The organism is Methylobacterium sp. UNCCL125 (genome assembly GCF_900116795.1).
Classification (GTDB): domain Bacteria; phylum Pseudomonadota; class Alphaproteobacteria; order Rhizobiales; family Beijerinckiaceae; genus Methylobacterium; species Methylobacterium fujisawaense.
In genome coordinates this window covers 1-23,659 of the sequence record NZ_FPBW01000052.1, presented here as the reverse complement: position 1 = coordinate 23,659, position 23,659 = coordinate 1, and the positions used below count along the sequence as shown (strand labels likewise).

At 69.5% G+C, this 23,659-nt stretch carries 26 protein-coding genes and 2 rRNA genes; 16 read left to right on the top strand and 12 right to left on the bottom strand.

What is annotated here, in order from left to right:
* The 5 genes from BM396_RS30445 to BM396_RS30425 all read left to right on the top strand — a co-directional run.
* Window positions 1-180 (top strand): 23S ribosomal RNA (locus tag BM396_RS30445); the annotation flags it as partial.
* A 167-nt stretch (window positions 181-347) separates the two neighbouring features.
* Window positions 348-463, top strand: a 5S ribosomal RNA gene (gene rrf / locus BM396_RS30440).
* Window positions 464-830: 367 nt separating this feature from the next.
* A complete protein-coding gene (locus BM396_RS30435) occupies window positions 831-1,526 on the top strand; it encodes a response regulator transcription factor (protein WP_043354572.1) in 696 nt (231 codons plus the stop codon).
* Window positions 1,523-3,031 (top strand): sensor histidine kinase, encoded by a 1,509-nt coding sequence (locus BM396_RS30430; protein WP_051044949.1) that lies wholly within the window; start codon window positions 1,523-1,525, stop codon window positions 3,029-3,031. The genes BM396_RS30435 and BM396_RS30430 overlap by 4 nt, the downstream gene beginning before the upstream one ends.
* 74 nt (window positions 3,032-3,105) lie before the next feature.
* Window positions 3,106-3,891, top strand: a complete 786-nt coding sequence (locus tag BM396_RS30425; protein ID WP_043387708.1) for a 3-hydroxybutyrate dehydrogenase — start codon at window positions 3,106-3,108, stop codon at window positions 3,889-3,891.
* 166 nt (window positions 3,892-4,057) lie between these two features.
* Here the strand turns inward: BM396_RS30425 and BM396_RS30420 are convergent, their stop codons facing one another.
* On the bottom strand, window positions 4,058-4,435 hold the full coding sequence (locus BM396_RS30420) for a CsbD family protein (protein WP_043354576.1): 378 nt from the start codon (window positions 4,433-4,435) through the stop codon (window positions 4,058-4,060).
* A gap of 144 nt (window positions 4,436-4,579) precedes the next feature.
* Complete coding sequence (meaB, locus tag BM396_RS30415; RefSeq protein WP_043387707.1) at window positions 4,580-5,566, bottom strand: methylmalonyl Co-A mutase-associated GTPase MeaB; 987 nt, start codon at window positions 5,564-5,566, stop codon at window positions 4,580-4,582.
* 190 nt (window positions 5,567-5,756) lie between these two features.
* On the opposite strand from meaB, the gene BM396_RS30410 reads away from it, so the two are divergent.
* Window positions 5,757-6,785: an alpha/beta hydrolase gene (locus BM396_RS30410; protein ID WP_043354580.1), complete on the top strand. Its 1,029-nt coding sequence runs from the start codon at window positions 5,757-5,759 to the stop codon at window positions 6,783-6,785.
* An 11-nt stretch (window positions 6,786-6,796) separates the two neighbouring features.
* Here BM396_RS30410 and BM396_RS30405 read toward each other — a convergent pair whose 3' ends face one another.
* On the bottom strand, window positions 6,797-7,681 hold the full coding sequence (locus tag BM396_RS30405) for a transglutaminase-like domain-containing protein (protein WP_043387706.1): 885 nt from the start codon (window positions 7,679-7,681) through the stop codon (window positions 6,797-6,799).
* Between the two features lie 250 nt (window positions 7,682-7,931).
* Here BM396_RS30405 and BM396_RS30400 point away from each other — a divergent pair, with 250 nt between their 5' ends.
* From BM396_RS30400 to BM396_RS30390, 3 genes are all read left to right on the top strand, one after another.
* Entirely contained in the window at window positions 7,932-8,267 is a 336-nt protein-coding gene (locus BM396_RS30400) for a hypothetical protein (protein WP_043387705.1), read from the top strand.
* A 69-nt stretch (window positions 8,268-8,336) separates the two neighbouring features.
* Window positions 8,337-8,849 carry a DUF533 domain-containing protein gene (locus BM396_RS30395; protein ID WP_043387704.1) on the top strand — a complete coding sequence of 171 codons (513 nt, stop codon included), beginning with the start codon at window positions 8,337-8,339 and terminating at the stop codon, window positions 8,847-8,849.
* A gap of 108 nt (window positions 8,850-8,957) precedes the next feature.
* Window positions 8,958-10,022 carry an alpha/beta hydrolase family protein gene (locus BM396_RS30390; RefSeq protein ID WP_043387703.1) on the top strand — a complete coding sequence of 355 codons (1,065 nt, stop codon included), beginning with the start codon at window positions 8,958-8,960 and terminating at the stop codon, window positions 10,020-10,022.
* Window positions 10,023-10,196: 174 nt separating this feature from the next.
* On the opposite strand, the gene BM396_RS30385 is transcribed toward BM396_RS30390, so the two are convergent.
* Window positions 10,197-11,378: a pyridoxal phosphate-dependent aminotransferase gene (locus tag BM396_RS30385; protein ID WP_043387702.1), complete on the bottom strand. Its 1,182-nt coding sequence runs from the start codon at window positions 11,376-11,378 to the stop codon at window positions 10,197-10,199.
* 23 nt (window positions 11,379-11,401) lie between these two features.
* Window positions 11,402-11,593, bottom strand: a complete 192-nt coding sequence (locus BM396_RS30380; protein ID WP_043354407.1) for a hypothetical protein — start codon at window positions 11,591-11,593, stop codon at window positions 11,402-11,404.
* Between the two features lie 249 nt (window positions 11,594-11,842).
* Between BM396_RS30380 and BM396_RS30375 the strand changes: the two genes are divergently transcribed.
* Window positions 11,843-12,076 carry a hypothetical protein gene (locus tag BM396_RS30375; RefSeq protein WP_236952712.1) on the top strand — a complete coding sequence of 78 codons (234 nt, stop codon included), beginning with the start codon at window positions 11,843-11,845 and terminating at the stop codon, window positions 12,074-12,076.
* Between the two features lie 6 nt (window positions 12,077-12,082).
* On the opposite strand, the gene BM396_RS30370 is transcribed toward BM396_RS30375, so the two are convergent.
* Window positions 12,083-13,480, bottom strand: a complete 1,398-nt coding sequence (locus BM396_RS30370) for an ATP-binding protein (RefSeq protein ID WP_043354403.1) — start codon at window positions 13,478-13,480, stop codon at window positions 12,083-12,085.
* Window positions 13,481-13,756: 276 nt separating this feature from the next.
* Here BM396_RS30370 and BM396_RS30365 point away from each other — a divergent pair, with 276 nt between their 5' ends.
* From BM396_RS30365 to BM396_RS30350, 4 genes are read left to right on the top strand one after another with little or no spacing between them, the layout of a single operon-like run.
* Entirely contained in the window at window positions 13,757-14,080 is a 324-nt protein-coding gene (locus BM396_RS30365) for an XdhC family protein (RefSeq protein WP_043354401.1), read from the top strand.
* Entirely contained in the window at window positions 14,080-14,781 is a 702-nt protein-coding gene (locus BM396_RS30360) for an XdhC family protein (RefSeq protein ID WP_043387700.1), read from the top strand. Before BM396_RS30365 ends, BM396_RS30360 begins: the two co-directional genes overlap by 1 nt.
* Window positions 14,778-15,821 (top strand): molybdopterin-binding protein, encoded by a 1,044-nt coding sequence (locus BM396_RS30355; protein ID WP_043387699.1) that lies wholly within the window; start codon window positions 14,778-14,780, stop codon window positions 15,819-15,821. Before BM396_RS30360 ends, BM396_RS30355 begins: the two co-directional genes overlap by 4 nt.
* Window positions 15,822-15,841: 20 nt before the next feature.
* Window positions 15,842-16,441, top strand: a complete 600-nt coding sequence (locus tag BM396_RS30350; protein ID WP_091995277.1) for a nucleotidyltransferase family protein — start codon at window positions 15,842-15,844, stop codon at window positions 16,439-16,441.
* A gap of 76 nt (window positions 16,442-16,517) precedes the next feature.
* Here the strand turns inward: BM396_RS30350 and BM396_RS30345 are convergent, their stop codons facing one another.
* Both BM396_RS30345 and BM396_RS30340 read right to left on the bottom strand, forming a co-directional pair.
* Window positions 16,518-16,724 (bottom strand): DUF2256 domain-containing protein, encoded by a 207-nt coding sequence (locus BM396_RS30345; RefSeq protein WP_170867528.1) that lies wholly within the window; start codon window positions 16,722-16,724, stop codon window positions 16,518-16,520.
* A gap of 16 nt (window positions 16,725-16,740) precedes the next feature.
* Entirely contained in the window at window positions 16,741-17,934 is a 1,194-nt protein-coding gene (locus BM396_RS30340) for an OpgC family protein (protein WP_043387696.1), read from the bottom strand.
* Between the two features lie 286 nt (window positions 17,935-18,220).
* On the opposite strand from BM396_RS30340, the gene BM396_RS30335 reads away from it, so the two are divergent.
* On the top strand, window positions 18,221-19,168 hold the full coding sequence (locus BM396_RS30335) for an NAD-dependent epimerase/dehydratase family protein (RefSeq protein WP_043387695.1): 948 nt from the start codon (window positions 18,221-18,223) through the stop codon (window positions 19,166-19,168).
* Between the two features lie 329 nt (window positions 19,169-19,497).
* Here the strand turns inward: BM396_RS30335 and ettA are convergent, their stop codons facing one another.
* From ettA to BM396_RS30315, 4 genes are all read right to left on the bottom strand, one after another.
* Window positions 19,498-21,150 carry an energy-dependent translational throttle protein EttA gene (gene ettA / locus BM396_RS30330; RefSeq protein ID WP_043354390.1) on the bottom strand — a complete coding sequence of 551 codons (1,653 nt, stop codon included), beginning with the start codon at window positions 21,148-21,150 and terminating at the stop codon, window positions 19,498-19,500.
* A 182-nt stretch (window positions 21,151-21,332) separates the two neighbouring features.
* Window positions 21,333-21,635: a hypothetical protein gene (locus BM396_RS30325; RefSeq protein ID WP_043354388.1), complete on the bottom strand. Its 303-nt coding sequence runs from the start codon at window positions 21,633-21,635 to the stop codon at window positions 21,333-21,335.
* Window positions 21,636-21,643: 8 nt separating this feature from the next.
* Complete coding sequence (locus tag BM396_RS30320; RefSeq protein WP_081948776.1) at window positions 21,644-22,525, bottom strand: DNA/RNA non-specific endonuclease; 882 nt, start codon at window positions 22,523-22,525, stop codon at window positions 21,644-21,646.
* Entirely contained in the window at window positions 22,525-22,779 is a 255-nt protein-coding gene (locus BM396_RS30315; RefSeq protein ID WP_043387694.1) for a hypothetical protein, read from the bottom strand. The genes BM396_RS30320 and BM396_RS30315 overlap by 1 nt, the downstream gene beginning before the upstream one ends.
* Window positions 22,780-22,981: 202 nt before the next feature.
* Between BM396_RS30315 and BM396_RS30310 the strand changes: the two genes are divergently transcribed.
* Window positions 22,982-23,659: 1-deoxy-D-xylulose-5-phosphate synthase N-terminal domain-containing protein (locus BM396_RS30310; RefSeq protein WP_244539011.1), on the top strand; the 678-nt coding region annotated here is incomplete at its 3' end.

Here is a 23,659-nt window from a genome sequence, read left to right as displayed (position 1 = left end):
GGCAGTGCAGCATAGCTATGTACGGACGGGATAACCGCTGAAGGCATCTAAGCGGGAAACCCCCCTTAAAACGAGACCTCCCTTGAGGGCCGTGGAAGACGACCACGTCGATAGGCCGGGGGTGCAAGCGCGGCGACGCGTTGAGCCGACCGGTACTAATCGCCCGATTGGCTTGATCGCTCTCGTGATCCGTGTCCGGACTGGATCGGCCGCCGCAAGGCGGGCGAAACCAGAGACACACGCCACAACGAAGACCCGCAGCGACGACGCTGCATGCTTGCCGAACACAACACTCGACGTCGCAGCACCCTGCGCCGCCGAGTCCCACAAGAATTGCGATGCGCCGGTCTGGTGGCCTGAGCGGCGTGCCCAGAACCCGATCCCATCTCGAACTCGGCCGTTAAACACGCCAGCGCCTATGGTACTGTGTCTCAAGACACGGGAGAGTCGGTCGCCGCCAGACCTGCCCATCGCAATCGGCATTCCCTCGACACGATACAAACGCCCGCAGGCCACTCTCCATGAGAGCGGCCTGCGGGCGTTTTGTCGTTGGCTTCCGATATCCGGCGACGCCTTACCGCGAAGTCATCTCTTCGCGATCATCCGGTAATCGATCGCCTGCAATCATCCTCACACCGCGCATGGCCCACGGCCCACGCGGACGAAGCCGGTGACGGATCTCGCGCCCTCCGAGTCGTCCGCGCCCCGCTTCGGAACGGGCCGAGGTCCGCGACCTCGGCCCGTTCAGCCCGAGAGGGGAGGGGAGCGACTTGACCATGTTGATGGAGATACGTTCCCCCGACCCACGCGGCGCGCTATGGAACGGGGCCATGCGACTGCTCATCATCGAGGACGATCAGGAAGCGGCGGCCTATCTCGTCAAGGCCTTCCGTGAGACCGGCCATGTCGCCGACAGCGCGCATGACGGCCTCGACGGTTACGCGCTGGCCCGCGAGGGTGACTACGACGTGCTGATCGTCGACCGGATGCTGCCGAAGCTCGATGGCCTGTCGCTGATCCGGTCGCTGCGCGAGCAGAACGTCGCGACCCCGACGCTGATCCTGTCGGCACTCGGGCAGGTCGACGACCGGGTGAAGGGGCTGCGCGCCGGGGGCGACGATTATCTGCCGAAACCCTATGCCTTCTCGGAGCTGCTGGCCCGCACCGAGGCGCTGGCCCGGCGGCAGGCCGGCTCGGGAGCCGCCGAGGAGACGCGCTACCGGATCGGCGACCTGGAACTCGACCGTCTGTCCCATCGGGTGACCCGGGCCGGCCGCGAGATCCCGTTGCAGCCCCGCGAATTCCGTCTTCTCGAATACCTGATGCGGCATGCGGGCCAGGTCGTGACACGCACGATGCTGCTGGAGCATGTCTGGGACTATCACTTCGATCCGCAGACCAACGTCATCGACGTTCACGTCTCGCGCCTGCGCAGCAAGCTCGACAAGGGGTTCGCGTCCCCGATCATCCATACGGTTCGGGGTGCCGGCTATGTCCTGCGCTTCGAGGAGGGCGCCTCCGGGTGAGCGCGGTTCCGGCTGACGCGCTGGTCGCCCGCGAGACGGGGGCTGCGCGCTTCCAGAAGCTGTTCCGCACCACCGCCTTCAAGCTGTCGCTGGCCTATCTGGCGATCTTCGCCCTCTGCGCATTCCTGGCGCTGGGCTACGTCGCTTGGAATGCCCGCGCGGTACTCGACGACCAGATCGTCTCGACGATCGATGCCGAGATCAACGGCCTGTCGGAACAATACAATGCCGGCGGTCTACGGCGGCTGATCACCGTGGTGGAGCGGCGCTCGCGCGAGCCGGGGGCCTCGCTCTACCTCGTGACGACGGCCGGCGGCGACCATGTGGTCGGCAATGTCGGCTACGTGCCCGCCGCCGTGCTGGCGACCCCAGGTCAGACCGAGACGCGCTACGGCCGCAACGAGTCCGATGCCGAGGCGCATCAGGCGATCGTGCGGGTCTTCACCCTGCCGGGCGGATTCCGGCTGCTCGTCGGGCGCGACACCGAGGAGCGCGACCGTCTGCGGGCGGTGATCGGGCGCGCCTTCCTCACCTCGCTCGCCGCCGTCGTGCTCCTCGGCGTGATCGGCGGCTGGCTGGCAGCGAGCCGGGTGCTGCGCCGGGTCGATGCCATGACCCAGACCACCCGCGCGATCATGGCGGGCGATCTCGACGACCGGCTCCCTGTGGCGGGAAACGGCGACGAACTCGACCGCCTCGCGTCGAGCCTCAACCTGATGCTGGAGCGGATCGGCGAGCTGATGCGCGGCATGCGGGAGGTCTCCGACAACATCGCCCACGACCTCAAGACGCCGTTGACCCGCCTGCGCAACCGCGCCGACGAGGCCCTGCGCCGGGCCTCGACGCCGGAGGAATTGCGCGCGGCGCTGGAAGCCGTGATCGACGAAGGCGACGGATTGATCCGGGTGTTCAATGCCCTTCTGATGATCGCGCGGCTCGAAGCCGGGTCTGCCCGGGAGATGCTGGGACCGCTGGATATCGGCCAGACGGTGCGGAGCGTCGGCGAACTCTACGAGGCGGTCGCCGAGGATCAGGGGCTGACGCTCGCGGTGCGCGCGCAGGACGACCTCACCATCGCGGGCAACCGCGAGCTGATCGGGCAGGCCCTCGCCAACCTCATCGACAACGCCCTGAAATACGGGGCCGAATCCGCCGGAGCGGAGGCCAGCGTGACGCTGGAGGCATGGCGCGACGGCGAGACGATCCGCCTTGCCGTGTCCGATCATGGACCGGGCATCCCCGAAGCGGAGCGGGCCCGCGTCCTCGGTCGCTTCGTGCGCCTGGAGGATGCCCGTTCGCGACCGGGCTTCGGGCTGGGCCTCAGCCTCGTCAACGCCGTGGTGCGCCTCCATCACGGGACCCTGCGGCTCTTCGACAACGCCCCAGGGCTGCGGGTCGAGATCGGCCTTCCGGCTTCACCGCGCCCGCAGACGGAAGCCGGTGACATCCTGCCCGCACCGGCATCGGGCGACCCTGTGCCGGCGTCCCCGTCCCGCGCTAGTTAGGTCGCGACCTGTCCCGCTGCGACCGCGCCGTCTTCCCATTCGCTCGGCAGCGCGCCCGAGTTCCAGGAGGCTCCATGACCCTCAAGACCAAGACCGCCCTCGTCACCGGCTCGACCAGCGGCATCGGACTTGCCATCGCGCGCGCCCTTGCGGCCGAGGGAGCCAACGTCGTGCTCAACGGGTTCGGGGACGCGACCGCCATCGAGGAAACGCGGGCCGGGATCGAAAGCGCCTACGGGGTCAAGGTCCACTATTCGGCCGCCGACATGAGCAAGCCCGAGGCGATCAACGCCATGGTGCGCGAGGCGGAGGGCGCTTTCGGATCCGTCGACGTGCTGGTCAACAATGCCGGGATCCAGTTCGTATCGCCGATCGAGGACTTTCCGGCCGACAAGTGGGAGCAGATCATCGCGATCAACCTGTCCTCGGCCTTCCACACGATGCATGCGGCAATTCCCGGGATGAAGGCACGCGGCTGGGGCCGGATCATCAACACCGCTTCGGCCCATTCGCTGGTGGCCTCGCCGTTCAAGTCGGCCTACGTGGCGGCCAAGCACGGGATCGCGGGCCTGAGCAAGGCGGCGGCATTGGAACTCGCGCCCCACAAGATCACGGTGAACTGCATTTCGCCCGGTTACGTCTGGACGCCCCTCGTGGAGTCGCAGATTCCCGACACGATGAAGGCCCGCGGTCTGACCAAGGAGCAGGTGATCGAAGACGTGATGCTGAAGGCGCAGCCGACCAAGGAATTCGTCACCGTCGATCAGGTCGCCGCACTGGCGGTGTTCCTGTGCTCCGATGCGGCGAGCCAGATCACCGGCGCCAATATCAGCATGGATGGCGGCTGGACCGCGCAGTAGCGGCGTCCACTGCTGCGTTCCGGAAGGCAGCGCCCGTCGCCCGGGGCCTGACATCTTTCCGCATCGACACCTTCGGTATCATGGGCGTTCCGCCGCCGTCAGCCGCGACGATCGGGCGGAGCCTCTGGGATGGCCCCGCCCGGCTTCAGGTGGGGCCGCTCCTCGGTCAGCGGCGGCCGTGGACCAGCAGGGCGAGGCCGTAGCCCACCGCGCCGGCGATCAGCAGGGCGACCAGGGGATTCTCTTCCACGCGGGCGCCGACGGCGGCACGCCCGTCGCGGAGGTAGGAACCGCTCCGCTCATAGGCCTCACCCGCGATGTCGCCGGCGCGGTCATACGCGTCGCTGGCGACGTCGCCGGCCCGGTCGGCGATGTCGCGCGCCTTGTCCTTCACCTGGCCGTAGACGTTCTGCGCCTCGCCCTGGGCCTCGCGGAACCGACCCTCGACCGAGTCGCGGTTCGAGCCCGCGAAATCTCCGGCCGCGCCCTGAACCTTGCCGACTGCCTCCTTGGCGCCGCCGACGATCCGATCCGTATCCACCATGGCACTCTCCTGGACGTGAGCGCGGCGCCGCGACGCGGGCGTCGCTCGTTACGCCGTCGTCCACCGAACGCGCGAGATGGCGTTTGTGCCCCCGGCCGCCATGAAATTATGCGCGGCCAGCGTTTCCGCGGCAGACGGGACAGGTCAGAGGCCGATCAGCTCGGCGATGGCCGCGGCGCCGGCGGCGGGGGATGTCTCGCCCCGCGCCACACCCGCCTCCGCCTCGGCCGTGCGGCGCCGGACTTCCGGGGACCCGACGAGGCGCTGGTGCAGACGCTCGTCCACTAGCGCCCACATCCACTTCACGTCCTGGGTCCGGCGCTTCGCCTGGATCTCTCCGGTGGCGGTGAGCTTCTCCCGGTGGTCGACGATCTTCGCCCACAGCGCGTCGAGACGCAGATTGTGGAAGCCCGAGATCGTCACCACCGGCGGCGTCCAGGTGGCGGAGGCCGGGGTGAGGATGTGCAACGCCGCACGGTATTCCGAAGCCGCTGCATTGGCCCGCTGCTCGGCCTCGCCAACATCGGCCTTGTTGACCGCGATCATATCGGCGAGTTCGAGGATGCCCTTCTTGATGCCCTGGAGCTCGTCGCCCGCCCCGGGCAGCATCAGCACCAGGAAGAAATCGGTCAGGTCGGCCACCGCCGTCTCCGACTGGCCAACGCCGACCGTCTCGACGAGGATCACGTCGAAGCCCGCGGCCTCGCAGAGAAGCATGGTCTCGCGGGTCTTGGCCGCCACGCCGCCGAGCGTTCCGGAGGACGGGGAGGGGCGGATGAAGGCGTTGGGATCGTGCGACAGCCGCGCCATCCGGGTCTTGTCGCCCAGGATCGAGCCGCCGGTCCGGGAAGAGGACGGATCGACCGCCAGCACCGCCACCTTGTGGCCGGCCTCGGTCAGGTTCGAGCCCAGGGCGTCGATGGTGGTCGACTTGCCGACGCCGGGCACGCCGGTGATCCCGACGCGGATCGCCCGACCGGTTTCGGGCAGAACCGAATCGATGAGATCCGCCGCCAGGGCCCGGTGATCGGCGCGCTTGGACTCGGCCAGCGTGATGGCCCGGGCCAGCGCGGCGCGGTCGCCGCGCAGGAGGCGCTCGCGAAGGCTCTGAATGTCGATGGACGGCGTCATGGTCCCTTCATGGCCGCGGCGACGGCTGCCGTCGAGGGGGAGGGCACCGGCACCGGGGGATGGGCCGGCTGTGGCCCGTCCACCACAAGCCCGGTCATGCCCGCTATTCACGCCGACCTGCCGTGATCGTGCCCCGCGATGGTCACGATCCTGGGCGACGGAGGGCACCCCGCCCGAGCGCAACCGGATCATGTCGAGCCAGATCGTCTCACGTCGCGTCCTTCTCCGGTTCGGAGCTCTCGCGGGCGCCGCGGGTCTCGCCCCGTCGCTCGGCGCCTGCGTCACCGACGATCTCGGGACCGGCGCGGCCTTGCCCGAAAAGCAATCGGCCCTCGACGTCATGCCGGTGTTGCTGGTCGCCACGACCCGCAAGCCCGTGGGCAATCCGCCCCGGCCGCCGTATTTCAGCAGCGACCGCGGCCGCGGCCTGAGCTTCGCGGAGGTGCGCCTGTCGCCGCCCGACCGCTCGCTCCTCGGCAAGGTCTCGTCCGTCATCACCGGCGACTGGACGATCGGCGCGGTGCCGAAATTCGAGACGGGATCCGGTGCCGCCACAGCCTTCTCGCAGGCGGCCCTCGGGCGGGACGTGCTGATCTACGTCCACGGCTACCGCGAATCGTTCGAATCGGCCGCGATCAGCGCGGCCAGGCTCTCGGACGGCATCCGCTTCGGCGGCGTCTCCGGCCTGTTCACGTGGCCGTCGGCGGCTGCGACCCTCGATTACAATTACGATCGCGAGAGCGCCCTCTGGTCGCGCGACGCCTTCGAGGACCTGCTCAAGGCGCTGGCCGCCTCGCCGAGCGGTGGCCGCATCAACATCGTCGCGCACTCGATGGGCACGCTTCTCACGCTTGAGACCCTGCGCTTGCTCCGCGCCGAGGCCGGCGAGGCCGCGATGGCGCGGATCGGAGCCGTGGTGCTGGCCGCACCCGACATCGATTTCGACCTGTTCTCCAACGGCGTCGCCCGCCTTGGACCCGATGTCTCGAAGATCACGGTGATCTCCTCCACCAACGACCGGGCGCTCGAACTCTCCGCCGCCCTGGCGGGGGGCGTGCGTGCGGGCGCGGCCGATCGCGCCAAGCTCGAGGCACTCGGCGTGCGCGTCGCCGACGCCTCCGATTACGGCGGCGGCCTGATCAACCACGACCTGTTCCTCTCGAATCCGGATGTGCAGGGGGTGGTCAAGCGCGCCATAGCCCGGGGCGCCGGGGTGTAGGCGCGCCGCGCTCACCCCATCCGGGTCGTCATGCTCTGCGGCGGCAGGGGTTCCTCCGGCAGGATCGGCGCGTCGCCGGAGGCGTCCAGATGGTCGATCCGGTCGGCCCAGACCCGGAAGCCCACGAGGGGATTCGGTCCGAACGTGTGGGTCAGCGGCACATCCGCGGCGTCGCGGCCGTAGGCGACCATGACCCGGCCGATCCGCGGGGCGTTGTTGCGCGGGTCGAACACGTGCCAGCGCCCGCCGAGATAGACCTCCATCCAGGCGGCGAAATCGCCCGCCGGGTGCGGCTCGGGCTCGCCGATGAAGCTGACATAACCGGTGCAGTAGCGGGTCGGGATGTTCAGCGCGCGACAGAAGGCCACGGCCAGGTGGGTGAAGTCCCGGCAGACGCCGCGGCGACCCGCATAGGCATCCTGCGCCGTGCGGTCGCCGTGAGCGAATTCGTAGCCGAACGCGATGTGGTCGTGCACGAAATCGCAGACCGCCTGCACCCGGCTCCAGCCGGGCTCGGTATGGCCGAACAAGCGCCACGCCTCGTCGGCCAGCAGATCCGATTCGCAGTACCGGCTGGGCAGCAGGAACACGATGGTTTCGGCCGGCAGGTCCTCGATCGCGTGCTGCTTGGCCTCCGGATGCACCGGGTCCGGGCGCCCGTCATCGTCGATCACTGCGTCCGTGCCGATCGTGAAGCTCCCGGCCGGCGCGCTCAGCCGCGCGCACAGGTTGCCGAAACCGTCGCGATAGAGGTCGACCGGCACGGGCGGCTCGGTGCGCAGCGTGTCGGGGGCCTCCAGGGCGCCCGCCCGGGTGGGATGCACGTTCAGCATGACCACCATCGGTACGGGATAGGGGAAGGCGTAGCGCATCTCGCAGCCGAGCCTGATCCGCATCCGCGGTGATCCTTCTTCGCGTCCGAGTTTCATCGCCACCGCTGCCCCGCAGGATCCGCGCCATGGCTTTCGGGCCGGTGGAGGCGGGATGGGCTTGGCGGCCGTCCGGTTCACCCCTACAGCATCCGCGCGCGGCGCTCATGGCTGCCGGGGGGAGCATCTGTGATTCTTCCCGGGGCAGCGCGTCGCACCCGTGGGTCAGCCTGCTGAATGGGCGCGCCTGAGGACGGTTACGAGAAGGATGCCGGCCATGTTCACGCTCGAGATCGACGGCACCGCCGTTGCGGTGATCAACAGCGACGAGGCGTCCGCCAAGGACCTCTTCACCTGTGACGGATTCAAGGAAGACATCCGGACCATGACGACGGGCGGCAAGCCGCTCTGGAACGGCACGTCGCCGCTCAAGGTCCGGGCGGCCACCGAGGACGAGGTCGAGATCTTCGAGGACGCGCTGGCAGAGGACGACGGCGAGGGCGATTTCGTCGACGATCCCCATCACACCGAGACCGATTCGGACGACGCCGATGAGGCCGACATCGTCTTCTTGGTGGATATCGACGAGGACGAGGATGAGGCCGATGCCTGAGCGCGGCTGAACCCGAGCGCCTCCCGGGTTGTTTCCGATCCGAATCGGATTCAATCCCGGGAGGTTGGCATGGCTGACAGCAGACGGATCGTCGACGCACTGGTGCGTTCCAGGAGCGGCGGTCTAGCCGCCGGCGCGGCCCTCGGAGGCTTGGCGCTGATCGGCAGCCTCGCCTACCGGGCGTTGCGCGGTGCCCCACCGCCCGAGTCGGGCGGCCCGGACTTCACCGAGATCGATGAGGACGAAGCCCGGCTGATGCTGCGAGCCATGGTGGCGGCCACGACGGCCGACGGCATGGTCGACGCGGCCGAGCGGAAGCGCCTCGATACGGCCGTCGCGGATGCGGGCCTCGATCCCGACGGGCGATCCTGGCTCGATCGGGAGCTCGCGGATCCCGCCGACGTCGACGAGATCGCCGAGCGGGTCGCAAGCCCCGATGCGGCGGCGCGGATCTTCGCGGCGGCGCGGCTCGCCATCGATCCCGATACGCTCCAGGAGCGTCAATTCCTGAAGATGCTGGCCGAGGCCCTCGATCTTCCCGCCGACGCGATCGACCGGGTCGAGCGCAACATCGCGGCCTGACCGGCAACCGGACGGGCGCGGGGAACTCCCATTGCCGCCGAGCTTCATGCTAGGCTTCCGGTCGGGAACGGGTCCGGACTGGCCCTTCGCGGGAGGACGGGACATTTCATGTCGGGACTGTCAGTGCCTGCGCGCGGGCGCGTCTGGCGGAGCGCCTGTGCCTTGGTCGGTGCGATGCTGATCGGCGGTGGAACTGCCCGTGCCGCCGAGCCGGCCGCCGGCCCCCTGACCATTGCCGAGCAGGGCAGTTTCTTCGTCGGCGGCCGTGACGTTCAGTCCGACACGCTGTCGACGCTGCCGGCCTACGCACCCTCCGGCACGATCAGCGTCGACCAGATCTATGTCCGCTATCAGGTTCCGGTGACGACCGGACGGCCGCCTCTGGTGCTGATCCACGGCTGCTGCCTCACCGGCAAGACCTGGGAGACGACGCCGGACGGACGCATGGGCTGGGACGAGTACTTCGTCCGGCGCGGCTTCCCGACCTACGTGATCGATCAGGCCTGGCGCGGTCGCTCGGCGGCGAGCCCGGCCCAGATCAACGCGGTGAAGATGGGGCGGGCCGACCCGAACGCGCTGCCGCCGGTCTTCTCGGCCGGGCGCGAGCCGGCCTGGGCGATCTTCCGGTTCGGGCCGGAATACCCGAAGGTGTTTCCCGACATGCAGTTCCCCCTGGAGGCCCAGGGCGAGTTCTGGAAGCAGATGGTCCCGGACTGGTCGGCCGCCCTCCCGGTGCCGAACCCCACTGTGCCGGCCCTGTCGGAACTGGCCAAGAAGCTCAAAGGTGCGGTGCTGATCTCCCACTCTCAATCGGGGATCTACCCGTTCCAGACCGCGTCGCTCGACCGGTCGGGCATCCGCGCCATCGTCGCCATCGAGCCGGCCGCGTGCCCGGACCCGGCGAAGGACGATCTCGCGCCCTACAGGGACCTGCCGATCCTCGTCCTCTTCGGCGATTACGTCGACGCCTCGCCCCGCTGGGCGCCGCGGCTCAAGCAGTGCCGCAGCTTCGTGGCGGCGGCGAATGCCGCGGGCGGCCGGGCGGAGCTGATCCTGCTGCCGGAGATCGGCATCCACGGCAATTCGCACATGCTGATGCAGGACAAGAACAGCCTCGATATCGCCGATTGGCTGGCGGGCTGGATCGACAAGCGGGCCCCCGGCAAGTCGTAGGGAAGCCCGTTCGGATACCCGGTCGATCCCACCCGTCGCCGCGCCTGCGGCAGCGGGCCTCGAAGGCGGGTTTCAGGAATCATTGAGGGATCCGGAAGCGCCTTCAGGCCTCCCCCGCGCTCCGGCGCCTCAGGGTGAGGGCGCGACGAGGGGCTTTTCCGACCCGACGGAAAGTCAGGCCGGCTTCTGCTCGCTGAGGAACGTGCCCATCCGGTCCAATGCACGTCGGATGTTCTCGGCCGAGTTGGCATAGGACAGACGGATGTAGCCCTCGCCGTGGACGCCGAAATCCGGGCCGCCGATCACCGCGACGCCCGCTTCTTCCAGAAGGGCCGACGCCAGCGCCTTCGCCTTCCAGCCGGTCCGGGAGATATTCGGGAAGGCGTAGAATGCGCCCTTGGGCGCGATGCACGACACGCCCGGCAAGGCGTTCAGACCGTCCACCACGATCGTCCGGCGCCGGTCGAATTCGGCGACCATCTCGGTCACGCAGTCCTGGGGGCCGTCCAGCGCTGCGATGCCGGCCCACTGGGTCGCCGCGTTGACGCAGGAATGCGCGTTGACGGCGAGCTTGCGGGCCGCGTCGTAGAGCGGCTTCGGCCAGACCGACCAGCCGAGGCGCCAACCGGTCATCGCGTAGGTCTTGGACGCGCCGTCGAGGTAGACGAGCCGGTCGCGGATCTCGGGATACTTGAGCAGCGAGTAATGGGTCTCGCCGTCGTAGGTCATGGTGCCGTAGATCTCGTCCGACAGCACGGCGACGTCGGGGTGCTCGGCCAGGCCCTTCACCAGGGCGTCGATCTCGGCTTTCGGTGTCACGCCGCCCGTCGGGTTGGCGGGTGAGTTGACGATCAGCAGCCGGGTCTTCCGCGTGATCAGCGCCAGGGTCTCGGTTGCCGAGAAGGCGAAACCGTTCTCCTCGCGGATCGGCACGGGGACCGGCGTCGCGCCCGTGAACTCGATCATCGAGCGGTAGATCGGGAAGCCGGGGTCCGGATACAGGATCTCGGTTCCGGGCGCGCCGAACATCAGGATCGCCATGAACATGGTGACCTTGCCGCCGGGCACGATCATCACGGATTCGGGGGAGACCTCGACGCCGTGGCGGCGATGGATGTCGCGGGCCACCGCCTCGCGCAGCGGCGGAATGCCCACCGCCGGCGTGTAGCCGTGGTGGCCGTCGCGCAGGGCCTTGATGCCCGCCTCGACCACGTGAGCGGGGGTCGGCATGTCCGGCTGGCCGATACCGAGGTTGATCACGTCCCGGCCCTGCGCGGCGAGGGCTTGGGCGCGGGCCAGCACCGCGAAGGCGTTTTCCTCGCCGATACGCGAGAAGGCCGGGACCACCTGCAGCATCGCGCCCTCCGGGCGGTGGGATCTCAGTGCTTGGACCGCTCGGAGAGCTTCATCGCACCGAACGACATCGCCACCGCGATCGCGCCCAGGATCACGAAGGTCTTCACCGAGGCGTAGAACAGGTCCGGGTTGATGCCTTCGTCGGTGTAGAGCACGAGCCCGATGGCCGCGAGCGGCAGCGAGAGCAGGATGAAGAGCGGGACGAGCGGGTTCATGTGCGGCACTCGAAATCCGGCGCGCGGCTGACCGCGGCCCTGGGAAAACGACCCTGCATATCACCGTGCTGCGAAGGTTGGGACCCCGGAATCGGCAGTTTTTCGCCGGCTCGCCCGAACGCTCATGGATGTGCAATCATTTGGCGCGAGAGTATCGCCTCTCAAAGGCGGGCATGTATGCGTCGGGCATCGGTCAGTGGGAATGGGAAGGGCACGGGGGCTTCGGACCCCGCGACCTCCGGCGTCGACATGCTGGTCCTCCATATCGGGAAGCTGCTGCGCCACCCCGCCTACCGGCGTGAATCGATCGTGAGCGCCCTCCTGCTGCGCCACCTGCCGCACGATGCCGGCTACGCGTGGCACGGCGAGGCGAGCCTGCGCACCCGGCTCGTCGGCGCCGGCCTCGACGAGGCCAGCCTCGATCATCTCATCCGGAATGTGCAGGCCGAGCACCTGCGCCTGCGCCGGCCCGCCGATGCCTGATCCGGCCTAGGCCGGAACCCGGACGGTGGCCCGCAGGCCCCCCAGGGGGCTGTCGTGCAGGGTGATGTCGCCGCCATGGGCGCGGGCGATGTCCCGCGCGATCGAGAGGCCCAGCCCGGAGCCGCCGGCGTCCTGGCGGGCGTCGTCGAGCCGCAGGAACGGCTTGAACACGTCCTCGCGGCTCTCGGCCGGAATGCCCGGCCCGTCGTCGTCGATGGAGACGAAGAAGGTCCGGGCCTCAAGTCGGCCGGAGATCGCCACCGTCTCGCCGTAGCGCACGGCGTTGGCCGCGAGGTTGAACAGGCAACGCCGGAAGGCGCCCGGACGGACCGTGACCTCGGGCGTGCCGACGAGCTCCACGGCGGAGACATGGGCGCCGAGGCGCTCCACGTCGGTCCGCAGGTCCTCCAGCAGGGCGCGCATGTCCGTGGGCGTCGCGGGCTCGGCCGAGTCGCCCCGCGCGAAGGCGAGGTAGCCCTCCAGCATCCGGCTCATCTCATCCACGTCGCGGCTGAGATCCTCGATCTCGCTGGTCTGCTCGACCAGTGCCAGGGACAGGCGGAAGCGGGTGAGGATGGTGCGCAGGTCGTGGCTGACGCCGTTCAGCATCGTCGTGCGCTGCTCCATCGCCCGCTCGATCCGCCGCTTCATCTCGATGAAGGCGTGACCGGCTTGGCGCACCTCGCGGGCGCCGCGCGGCCGGAACTCGATCTCCCGGCCCTTGCCGAAGCCCTCCGCCACCGCGGCGAGGCGGAGGATGGGCTTGATCTGGTTGCGCAGGAACAGGATCGCGACGCCGAGCAGCACCAGCGAGGAGCCGATCATCCAGACGAGGAAGATGTGCGAATTCGACGCGTAGGCTTGGCTGCGCCGCGCGGTGATGCGCATCACGCCGTCGGGAATCGCCACCCGGATCTCGATCAGGTTGGAGCGGCCGACCGTGTCGATCCAGAAGGGCCGGCGGATCTGGCGCTTGATCTCGTCCGAGAGGGCCTCGTCGAGGATCGAGAAGAACGGGCGCGGGCCCGGCGGCGGGAGCTTGGCCCCCTTGAGGATGTCGAGGTCGAGGTTCAGCCGTTCCCCGGCGATGCGCGAGAGGGTCTCGGCATCCTTGTCCTGCGGGTAGCTCTCGTAGATGTCGATCAAGGCGGCCACGTCTGCGGTCACCGCCGCCGACAGGCGCTTGGTCACGAGCTGCCAGTGCCGCTCCATGAAGGTGTAGGCGATCACCGACTGGAGCAGGACGACCGGCGCGATGATGATGATCAGCGAGCGGGCGTAGAGGCCCTTCGGCAGGACGTCGCCGATCGCCCGGCTGATGCGCCGCCACAGGCGGTGCGGCGCGGAGCGCGGCGGCGGATCCTTGCGCAGCCTGCGCGCCAGAGCGGGATCGGGGGCGTTCACGTCACCCGGAGCACGCGCCGCTCCCTCCCGCGAAAGCAGGGGCGGGTCGTCTGGCATGAACTCCGTTCGACGGTGGCGGACATGGTCTGAGCGGGGACGCTTGGCCGGCCTGTTATCGCATCCGCGCCGGGATCGGCCAAGGCGCGCGCACGGCCACAGGCCCGGTGCCCCGGGCGGTGGGCATGGTGTGCGAGTCGGAGGGCGCCTTGCACGGCGGCGCGTGGGCCATACCTGTGGGAAGCGGGGGGCACCCGCCGGCCGAAAGTCCACGAGGCCATGCTCAGCACCGATACAGACATCCTCTCCGCCGCCCAGTCCTGGCGGCGCGACGGTCGCGCCGTGGCGCTCGCCACCGTGATCGAGACCTGGGGCTCGGCGCCCCGGCCCGTGGGCAGCCACCTCGCGGTCGACGGCGACGGCAACTTCCTCGGCTCCGTCTCGGGAGGCTGCGTCGAGGGCGCGGTCATCACCGAGGCCCTCGAGGTGATCGAGGCCGGCACGCCGCGCGTCCTCGAATTCGGCGTCGCGGACGAGACGGCCTGGCGGGCCGGCCTGTCCTGCGGCGGGCGGATCCGGGTCTTCGTCGAGCGGGTCGACTGATGCGCAGCGACATCCTTACGGCGCTGAACGACGAGCGCGCGGCCCGCCGCGCCGCGATCCTCGTCACCGACATCGCCGACGGCGCGCAGCGCCTCGTGCGCGAGTCGGACCTCGCCGTCGACCCCCTGGCCGACGTCCTGGCGAAACACCTTGCGTCCGGCAAGAGCGGCCTCGTCGAGGCTGACGGGCGGACCCTGTTCCTCACCGTGCAGGTGCCGCCGGTGCGGCTCGTGGTCGTCGGCGCCGTCCACATCTCGCAGGCTATGGCGCCGATGGCGGCCGGGCTCGACCTCGCGCTCACGGTGATCGACCCCCGCACCGCATTCGCCACGCCGGAGCGTTTCCCGGGCATCGCGCTGGTCGCCGAGTGGCCGGACGCCGCCCTCGGCACAACCGTCCCGGTGCTGGATCGCTACTGCGCCCTCGCAGCCCTGACCCACGATCCCAAGATCGACGATCCTGCGCTGAAGGCGGCCCTGGCGGCCGAGTGCTTCTACGTGGGCGCCCTCGGCTCCCGGAAGACCCATGCGGCCCGCGTCGCGCGGCTCACCGAGGCGGGGTTCACGCCCGCGCAGATCGGCCGGATCCACGCACCGATCGGGCTCCCGATCGGTGCCGTCAGTCCCGCCGAGATCGCGCTGGCCGTGCTCGCCGAGGTGGTGGCGTGCCTGCGCCGTGCGCCCCGTCCGGAGGTCGCGTGAGGTTCGGGACCGTCCCGCTCGCCGAGGCGGGCGGACTGATCAGCGCGCATACGGTCCGGCGGGCTGACATCACCCTGCGCAAGGGGGCGGTGATCGGCCCGGAGGAGGCCGCCGGTCTCGCGCGGACCGGCCTCTCGGAGATCGTGGTGGCCGCCCTCGATCCGGGCGATGTCGGCGAGGACGACGCGGCCGCGCGGCTCGCCGGCTGTCTTCGCGGGGCGAACCTGCGTGTCGAGTCGCCGTTCACCGGCCGCTGCAACCTGTTCGCTGAGAGGCCCGGGGTGCTGACGCTCGACCCGACCCGGATCGAGGCCGTCAACGCCGTCGACGAGGCGGTGACGGTGGCGACGCTGCCGCGCTTCCGGCCGGTGATCGAGGGCGAAATGATCGCCACCGTGAAGATCATCCCCTACGCCGTGCCGGGCGCCGTGCTGGCCCGCGCCTGTGCGGCGGCCGGAGCCGACGCGCTGGCGGTGGCGACCTATCGCCGCCGCCGTGTGGGCGTGGTCTCGACGCGGCTGCCGAGCCTCAAGGAGGCCACCATCGACAAGACGCTCCGGGTTCTGGCCGAACGTCTCGCCCCCACGGGCGCCGCGATCGTCGCCGAAGCCCGGATCCCCCACACCGACGACGCCGTGGCCGCTGCGGTGACCGATCTCATCGATAGAGCCGGGGCGGACCTCGTGGTTGTGTTCGGTGCCTCGGCCATCGCCGACCGCCGCGACGTCATCCCGGCCGGAATCGAGGCGGCCGGCGGGCATGTCGCCCACCTCGGCATGCCGGTCGATCCCGGCAACCTGCTCCTTGTCGGTGCCCGGGGCGACGTGCCGGTGGTCGGCGCCCCGGGCTGCGCGCGCTCGCCGAAGGAGAACGGATTCGACTGGATTCTGCACCGTCTGCTCGCAGATCTGGCCGTAACCCGCGCCGACATCGTCGCCCTCGGTGTCGGCGGTCTGCTGATGGAGATCGTCTCGCGTCCGCAACCTCGCGCCGGAGGCGCGGTGACGGGGGACGCGCGCGATCCGGCGACAGACGATTGAGGGGGCAGAGGATCTCGGGGATGTCGGAGGTCGGCACGGTTCTGCTCGCCGCGGGCCTCGGCAGCCGGTTCGGCTCCGCGCCGAAGCTGCTCGCCCCCCTCGACGGCAAGCCGCTGGTGCGCCACGCGGCGGAGGCCGCCCTCGAGGCTGGTCCCCGCCCTGTGGTGGTCGTGCTGGGCGCGCACGCGGAGGCGGTCCGCGCGACGCTGGTCGGGCTGGACCTGATCCGGATCGACAATCCGGATTACCGTACCGGCTTGGCATCCTCGCTGCGCGCCGGTCTCGCGGCGTTGCCACCCCGCTGCACGGGCGCCGTGATCGTGCTGGGCGACATGCCGCGGGTCACGGCCGCCCATATCGACCGTCTCGTGAGCGCCTTCACGGAGGCCGCGGCGACTCCTGCTGCCGTGGTGCCGGTGCAGGACGGGCGGCGCGGCAATCCCGTACTGCTCAACCTGCGTCGTCTCGGGGAGGAGATCGGCCGCCTCGCCGGCGACCACGGGGCCGGACCGCTGCTCAGGGGGCGGCCCGACGTGCTGGAGATCCCAGGCGATACGGCCACCGCCCTCGACATCGACACGCCGGCCGGGCTCGCCGCCCTGAGCCGTGGTCCGGCCTGAGCCATCGGCGCCCTCGGTGTGGGACGGATCGCGCCGACGGCCGTCCGTGCCTGCGGTCGATCCGGCGGCGCTCTGCCTATCCCTGTCGCGCGGTCGTGGGGCGGGTCTCTGCGCTCGCGCCGACGGGGTGCCCGCGTCCTGCCTTGGCCTCGGCCCGGCATCGGTCGGAGCAGTAGCGGACCTCGTCCCAGACGCGTGCCCACTTCTTGCGCCACGCGAACGGGCGGCCGCACTGGGCACAGACCTTCTCGGGCAGGTCGCCCTTGCGGCGCATCGGCGGCATCGTCTCTCCTCGCGTCCTATCCCGGGCGGCGCAGGTCCGGGCCCGGAGCGGCGGCACCGCGGCGGCGCGCATCCAGGAGGTGCGCCAATCCGAGCATGACCGCGAGCCCGCCGAGATTGACCGCGATCTGCAGCGGCCATGTGGCGTCGAAGGTCCGATAGAGAATGCGGCCGATGAGCGCCGCCAGGCATCCGGCTGCGAAGATCTCGAGCGAGTGCCGGCCGCAGGCATCGATCAGGCGCAGCCGCCGCCACCGGCTGAGACGCGCCACCGCGGGCATGCTGAACAGCAGGTAGGCCAGGGCCAGCATGTTGATCAGGCGCAGGGGGCCGACATGGCTCTTGTCGGGGACCCCGATCGCCAGCGGCCGGAGGTCCGGCAGCCCCCATTCCGCCCAGGAGCCGCCCTGGAAGAAGGCGAAGGCGAGATAGGCCGAGGCCATGGCGACGGCCCAGCCACGCCACGGCAGCAATCCGTCCTGGGCCTGGACCCAGACGGCGAGGGCCGCTCCGAGCACGAACAGGAACTGCCACGCGAAGGGATTGAAGTACCAGCCCTCATCGACCGCCGCGGCGTTCGGCAGGTTCAGCTGATGATCGACGTTGGCGGCAATCCACAGGGTCGCCGACAGCGCCAGGACGCCCCAGATCCCGCGCCGCATCCCGAGATAGATCAGCGGGAACAGTGCCAGAAGGAGAATGTAGAGCGGCAGAATATCGAGGTAATTCGGGAGCGCGTTCAGCGCGAGGCCGCGCAGCAGGCCCGGCAGCAGACCCATCTGCAGCAGGGGCGCGACGCCGAACCGCGGCGTGAGACCGGTGATGTCCATCCAGATCCGGACGATGATCAGGGTCGCCAAAAGCAGCCCCGCCTGGAACAGGTAGATGCGCAGACAGCGTTGCGCGATGCGCACCAGCGCCGTCCGGACGCCGGCTCGGCGGAAGAGGCCGCCATAGGCGATCATCGAGGAATAGCCGGCGAGCAGAACGAAGATCTCGGCCGCATCCGAGAATCCGAAATTGTGCAGCGTCAGCAGGGCCGGCGCGTTGCGCGGGATGTGGTCGACGAAGATCGTCAGCAGCGCCAGCCCGCGCACCACGTCGACCCGCGCGTCACGGACGGGCTTCGTGGGCCGCGTGCCGGCTTCCGGCGCGGGGATCGTCCGCTGCTTCGTGGCAGCGGGCCGCTCAAGATCGTCGACGCGCGTCACTCAGTTCATCACCGCGGCGGTCTCCGACCGGATGTGGGATACGGCAGAGTCCGCGGTGCAACAATAGCGCGCCTGCGGTGCGCGGCTGCGCCGATCACGCGCCTGTGTTCGGCCCGGCGCAGGGATCCGTCGCCCCGATGGTCCGACGCTCCGCGGAGCGCCTCGGGCCTCTCGCATCGCGGCCGAGCCCGGTATAGAGGCGGTGGGCGATCCCGGCTTTCCTCGCCCGCCATCGGGAGGGCCAAGGCCCGGGGCGCGCTACAGGGCAAGGTTCAGGGCAACGGCCATGCGCGTCCTCGTCACCGGAGCCGGAGACTATCTCGGCCGCCGCCTGCTCGAGGCGCTGCACAGGGGACTTCCGCCCGGTAGTTCCATCCTCGGCCTGGATCGGGCTCCGCAACCGCCCCTCGGTGGCGTATCGCTGAGAGCCGTCGATCCGTTCGATGCCCACGAACTCGCCGAGACGATCGCCGCCTTCGACCCCACCATCGTGTTCCACTTGGCGGCGCTGGCATCCGTGGCCCAGTCGAGCGAGACACCGTCCTATGCCTGGCGGGCCGAACTGCTCGGAACGCTGAACCTGGCCGAGGCGGTGGCGAAGACCCGCGCGGCCCTGGTGTTCCTCAGCTCGACCGTCGTCTACGGGGAGGCGTTCCGCGAGCAGGCACGTCCGGACGAGACCGTGACGCCGCGTCCCGACACCATCGCGGGCCGAACCAAGAACGCCTGCGAGTACATCCTGCGCGATGTCCTGGCGAATGCCGGCGTCAAGCATCTGGTGCTGCGACCATCGAACTACATCGGTGCGGGTCAGAGTGAGACGTTCGTGGTCGCCTCCTTCGCGGGGCAGATCGCCCGTATCGAGCGAGGCTTGGTGCCCCCGAGCCTGGAGGTTGGCGACCTCTCCGCCGGGCGCGATTTCGTCGACGTGGCCGATGTCACCGCGGCGTGCCTGCGCGTGATCGGACAGATCGACGACCTTCCGAATGGCGGAATCTTCAACGTGGGATCGGGAGTCGTGACGCCGGTCGCCGAGATCCTGGAGATGTTCCGCAGCATGACGGGCGCACGCTTCACCCTTCGGGTCTCGCCCGATCGGGTCCGGGCGGCGGGCGTGCGCAGCGAGGGCTGTGATTCCACGGCCTTCGCAACCGCCACCGGGTGGACTCCAGCCATCCCGCTCTCGCGGAGCCTGTCCACGATTCTGTCGGAGGCCCGGGCGCGACTCGGATGAGGGCATATCGGGCGGCCGGCCGTCGAGGCCGTCCCGGTCCCCGGGGTGGCACGCTCCGGCTCTGCAAGCGCTCCGGGAGCTTGCGCATCCGCCTTTCCCCCCGGGCGCAGGGGGGCACGACATCCGATCTCCCGATCGCTCCGTCATTCTGCAGCGCCGGAGCGCCGCAGAGGCTTTGAACCGGGGGCAGGGACCGCGCGACCGGCCGATGGATTCCTCCCGGCCGTGTTCAGAGCGTACCCGGGCGAGGTCCAGGGCTGGACCTCGCCCGTCAACGGCTATTCGGTTCCGGTTTCGCCGTTACGGCCCCGGAACGACGGGGCCGGTCCTCAGCGCGAGAACCGCTTGTACTTGATCTTCTTCGGCATGATCGAATCCGCTCCGAGTCGGCGCACCTTGTCGGCTTCGTATTCGGAGAAGTTGCCCTCGAACCATTCCACGTGGCTGTCGCCCTCGAAGGCGAGGATGTGCGTCGCGATGCGGTTCAGGAACCAGCGATCGTGGCTGATGATGACGGCGCAGCCGGCGTAGTCCTCCAGCGCATCCTCGAGGGCGCGCAGGGTCTCCATGTCGAGGTCGTTGGTCGGCTCGTCGAGGAGCAGCACATTGGCGCCGCCCTTCAGGGTCCGCGCGAGGTGCACCCGGTTGCGCTCGCCGCCCGAGAGCGTGCCGACCTTCTTCTGCTGGTCGGGCCCCTTGAAGGCGAAGGCCGCGCAATAGGCACGCGAATTGATTTCGCGCTTGTTGAAATAGATGATGTCGTTGCCGCCCGAGACCTCCTGCCAGACCGTGGCGTTCGGATCGAGGGCGTCGCGGGACTGGTCGACGTAGCCGAGCTTCACCGTCTCGCCGATGTCGATCTTCCCGTTGTCGGGCTTCTCCTGGCCGGTGATCATCTTGAACAGCGTGGTCTTGCCGGCGCCGTTCGGGCCGATCACCCCGACGATGCCGCCCGGCGGCAGCTTGAACGACAGATCCTCGATCAGCAGCCGGTCGCCGAACGCCTTGCTGAGATGCTCGAACTCGATGACGTTGTTGCCGAGCCGCTCGTCGATCGGAATGACGATCTGGGCCGCGGCATCGATCTTCTGCGCCTGCTTGGCCACCAGCTCCTCGTAGCGGGTGATGCGGGCCTTCGACTTGGACTGGCGCGCCTTCGGGGAGGCGGCGATCCACTCCTGCTCGCGGGCGATGGAGCGCTGCCGGGCCATGTCCTCACGGCCCTCCTGCTCCAGGCGCTTCTGCTTCTGGACCAGCCACGCCGAATAGTTGCCCTCGTACGGGATGCCCTTTCCGCGATCGAGCTCCAGGATCCAGCTCGTGACGTTGTCGAGGAAGTAGCGATCGTGGGTCACGATCAGGATCGCGCCGGGATACTGGCGCAGGTGGCCCTCCAGCCAGTTCACCGTCTCGGCGTCGAGGTGGTTGGTCGGCTCGTCGAGGAGGAGCAGTTCCGGCTCCCACAGGAGGAGGCGGCACAGGGCGATGCGGCGCCGCTCGCCGCCCGACAGGGTGGCCACCGGCTGCTCGTCGCTCGGGCAGCCCAGGGCCTCCATGGCCTGATCGACCTTCGAATCGAGCTCCCAGAGGCCCAGCGACTCGATCCGGTCCTGGAGCTCGGTCATCTCGTCGGCCGTCTCCTCCGAGTAGTTCATGGCGAGTTCGTTGTAGCGGTCGAGCATGGCCTGCTTCTCGGCCACGCCCTCCATCACGTTCTCGCGGACGGTCTTGTTCGGATCGAGCTGGGGCTCCTGCGGCAGATAGCCGACGCGCGCACCCTGCGCGACCCAGCCGTCACCGGTGTATTCCTTGTCGAGGCCCGCCATGATCTTGAGCAGCGTCGACTTGCCGGCGCCGTTGATGCCCAGGACGCCGATCTTGGCGTCCGGGTAGAACGACAGGTTGACGTTATCCAGGACCTTCTTGCCGCCGGTATAGGCCTTGGTCAGGCCCCGCATGTGGTAGATGAATTCGCGAGCCATCGCGGATCGTCCTCGGCGCGTTGTTCGGGACTGCGCGGATCGTGCCAGCGGCACGGGTCAGGCACGGGGGATCAGTCCCCGTCCTGGACGCGCGTCCCTAAGATATAGGAATGACCCTCTCGGAGTATCAGGCCCGCCGGGAAGCGGCAAGGACGGCCCGGCCGTCGCGGGGCGCCGATCTCTCAGGCGAACGGGTTCTTCACCGATCGCGGCGGCGCGTCCGGCGCCTCGGCCACCGCTTCGGGCAGATCGGAGGCCTCCAGGGTCTTCACGATCGCGTCCAGCGTCTTCCGGAGAAGCCGGGCCTGCTCCAGCCCGGTCCTGTCGCGGGTGATGTCGAGGGATCCGTGCAGGGCGATCCGGTCCGTGCCGTTCTCGAAGCTCAAGCTGCCGATGGTGCGCACGCCGGCATCGTCCGCGAAGGGCGTGAAGGCTTTCGGATCCTCGGTCGCGCCGCTGGAGGCGCGTTGCGTGTCCTTGGGCATGGGTCCTCTCAGAAGAACGAACGCAGCAGGTCGCGCAGGAATTTCCGCGCCGCTCGGGCCAGCTCGCGCTCCAGCCATTCCTGCCAGGTCTGCTCGTGCCGGGGCCGGCGCTCGTCCGCGCGGGCGGAGGCCTGGGGATCCGGGAGGCTCATCGCGGTCGCGCGAGCCGCTTGCGGCAGGCCGGGAAAGACGTCGATGCCGGATTCCCGGCGCAGATCGTCGATCGACAGCACGCGCCAATCCTTCGAATCGTCGTTCCGGGCGAGGTATGCTCCGGCCTCGCCGCTCGCCGGATCGTAGAGGGCCTTGAACAAGTGGGTCGGGACGAGCACGCCGCCCTTGATCTGCTGCACCGCGTCGCCGGAGAAGATCACACCGGTGACCACGAAGAGCGCACCGCGCCGGCTGGTCAGGCGCCGGGTGCCCTCCTCGATATCGGCCCAGAGCCCCCGGTTCAGGACGCGGTTCTGCGGCGTGATGTTGGCGAGGCTGAACGACTCGGCCTGGGCGCTTGCCGTCGGCATGTCGCCGGCCGGCGCGAGATGGCCCCGGTCGAACCCACTGCGGACATAATCCTCAAGGCCGGCGCGCTGGTCTTCCGGCAGGCGCGCCTCTTCGTGGAAGGAATCGTCGCGTGCCACCGCGCGGGCCGCGGCGATGCTGGCGCGGGTGAGGTGCTCGGCGGCGTAGAGGGGCGTGCGGGTCACGCCGGAATGCAGCACCGCGAAGGCCTCGAAGCATAGCGGAGTCGCCCGAACGGCGAGCTTCGGATTGGTGAGGACGGGCATCCGCCCATCGGCGAACAACCCCGGACAGGCATCCTGGGCGCCGACCGGAACCGATCCGAGCGCGAGAACCAGGGCTGTGGCGATGAGAGCCGGCGCGCGCATCACCAGCAGACGCGGACCCGGCGCACACCCTCCGGGGTCGGGCGATCCCGCCAGGCGCAGGGCCGGCCGAGGGTGCCGTTGAACGGGCGGACATCGCGGTCCGGGCCGCCCGGGGCGACCCGGGCCGGGCACTTGCCCAGGAAGTTGCACGCGAAGTCGAGATTGCCGTCCAGCGGCCGCGCCGCGGCGTAAGCTTGACCGTAAACCGTAATCGCGAGCGCGAGCAGGATTGTGCACAGACGAGCCGGATTCAAAGGCGAACCTCTTGTGGCGTTAAGGGCACGTGATTCAAAAAAGCGACGGCCCGACATTGATCGCGCCGCCGTTCATCCGTACCTGGCACTATCATGACAGCGGCGGACGGGCGGGTTCTAGCATGAACGCGTGCTCCCGGGGTGCTGGCGTTGCGGTTGCCACGGGCCCGTGACGGAGCCGTCGCCATATTCGAACGAACGGATGCGACCATTGGCACTCTCCCCTGAGCAATCGGCGTTGCTGGACCGTGTCCCGAATCCTGCGGCGCTGCGGCGTCTTCCGGAATCGGATCTTCCGGCTGTTGCGGAGGCGGTGCGCGCCGAGATGATCGACGCGGTGTCGATCACCGGCGGCCATCTGGGCTCGGGGCTCGGCGTGGTCGAGCTGACGGTGGCGCTGCACCACGTGTTCGACACCCCCGACGACCGCATCGTCTGGGACGTCGGCCACCAGTGCTACCCGCACAAGATCCTGACCGAGCGCCGCGACCGCATCCGGACCCTGCGCCAGGGCGGGGGGCTGTCGGGCTTCACCAAGCGCAGCGAGAGCGTCTACGACCCGTTCGGCGCCGCCCATTCCTCGACCTCGATCTCGGCGGCGCTGGGCATGGCGGTCGCGCGCGACCTCGACAACGCCACCGCCAAGGTGAAGGGCCGCCCGCAGAAGCGCCGCAACGCCATCGCGGTGATCGGCGACGGCTCGATGTCGGCCGGCATGGCCTACGAGGCGCTCAACAATGCCGGCGCCCTGCACTCGCGCCTGATCGTCATCCTCAACGACAACGACATGTCGATCGCCCCGCCGGTGGGCGCCATGTCGGCCTATCTCGCGCGGCTGGCCTCGGGGGGCGCCTACCAGTCCCTGCGCGAGACCGCCAAG

Excerpts from the sequence above, each read along its gene's own strand:
- BM396_RS30435 (WP_043354572.1), top strand. The coding sequence starts at position 831 with ATGCGACTGCTCATCATCGAGGACGATCAGGAAGCGGCGGCCTATCTC.
- BM396_RS30425 (WP_043387708.1), top strand. The coding sequence starts at position 3,106 with ATGACCCTCAAGACCAAGACCGCCCTCGTCACCGGCTCGACCAGCGGC.
- BM396_RS30420 (WP_043354576.1), bottom strand. The coding sequence starts at position 4,435 with ATGGTGGATACGGATCGGATCGTCGGCGGCGCCAAGGAGGCAGTCGGC.
- meaB (WP_043387707.1), bottom strand. The coding sequence starts at position 5,566 with ATGACGCCGTCCATCGACATTCAGAGCCTTCGCGAGCGCCTCCTGCGC.
- BM396_RS30410 (WP_043354580.1), top strand. The coding sequence starts at position 5,757 with ATGTCGAGCCAGATCGTCTCACGTCGCGTCCTTCTCCGGTTCGGAGCT.
- BM396_RS30405 (WP_043387706.1), bottom strand. The coding sequence starts at position 7,681 with ATGCGGATCAGGCTCGGCTGCGAGATGCGCTACGCCTTCCCCTATCCC.
- BM396_RS30400 (WP_043387705.1), top strand. The coding sequence starts at position 7,932 with ATGTTCACGCTCGAGATCGACGGCACCGCCGTTGCGGTGATCAACAGC.
- BM396_RS30395 (WP_043387704.1), top strand. The coding sequence starts at position 8,337 with ATGGCTGACAGCAGACGGATCGTCGACGCACTGGTGCGTTCCAGGAGC.
- BM396_RS30390 (WP_043387703.1), top strand. The coding sequence starts at position 8,958 with ATGTCGGGACTGTCAGTGCCTGCGCGCGGGCGCGTCTGGCGGAGCGCC.
- BM396_RS30385 (WP_043387702.1), bottom strand. The coding sequence starts at position 11,378 with ATGCTGCAGGTGGTCCCGGCCTTCTCGCGTATCGGCGAGGAAAACGCC.
- BM396_RS30380 (WP_043354407.1), bottom strand. The coding sequence starts at position 11,593 with ATGAACCCGCTCGTCCCGCTCTTCATCCTGCTCTCGCTGCCGCTCGCG.
- BM396_RS30375 (WP_236952712.1), top strand. The coding sequence starts at position 11,843 with ATGCTGGTCCTCCATATCGGGAAGCTGCTGCGCCACCCCGCCTACCGG.
- BM396_RS30365 (WP_043354401.1), top strand. The coding sequence starts at position 13,757 with ATGCTCAGCACCGATACAGACATCCTCTCCGCCGCCCAGTCCTGGCGG.
- BM396_RS30360 (WP_043387700.1), top strand. The coding sequence starts at position 14,080 with ATGCGCAGCGACATCCTTACGGCGCTGAACGACGAGCGCGCGGCCCGC.
- BM396_RS30350 (WP_091995277.1), top strand. The coding sequence starts at position 15,842 with ATGTCGGAGGTCGGCACGGTTCTGCTCGCCGCGGGCCTCGGCAGCCGG.
- BM396_RS30345 (WP_170867528.1), bottom strand. The coding sequence starts at position 16,724 with ATGCCGCCGATGCGCCGCAAGGGCGACCTGCCCGAGAAGGTCTGTGCC.
- BM396_RS30335 (WP_043387695.1), top strand. The coding sequence starts at position 18,221 with ATGCGCGTCCTCGTCACCGGAGCCGGAGACTATCTCGGCCGCCGCCTG.
- ettA (WP_043354390.1), bottom strand. The coding sequence starts at position 21,150 with ATGGCTCGCGAATTCATCTACCACATGCGGGGCCTGACCAAGGCCTAT.
- BM396_RS30325 (WP_043354388.1), bottom strand. The coding sequence starts at position 21,635 with ATGCCCAAGGACACGCAACGCGCCTCCAGCGGCGCGACCGAGGATCCG.
- BM396_RS30320 (WP_081948776.1), bottom strand. The coding sequence starts at position 22,525 with ATGCGCGCGCCGGCTCTCATCGCCACAGCCCTGGTTCTCGCGCTCGGA.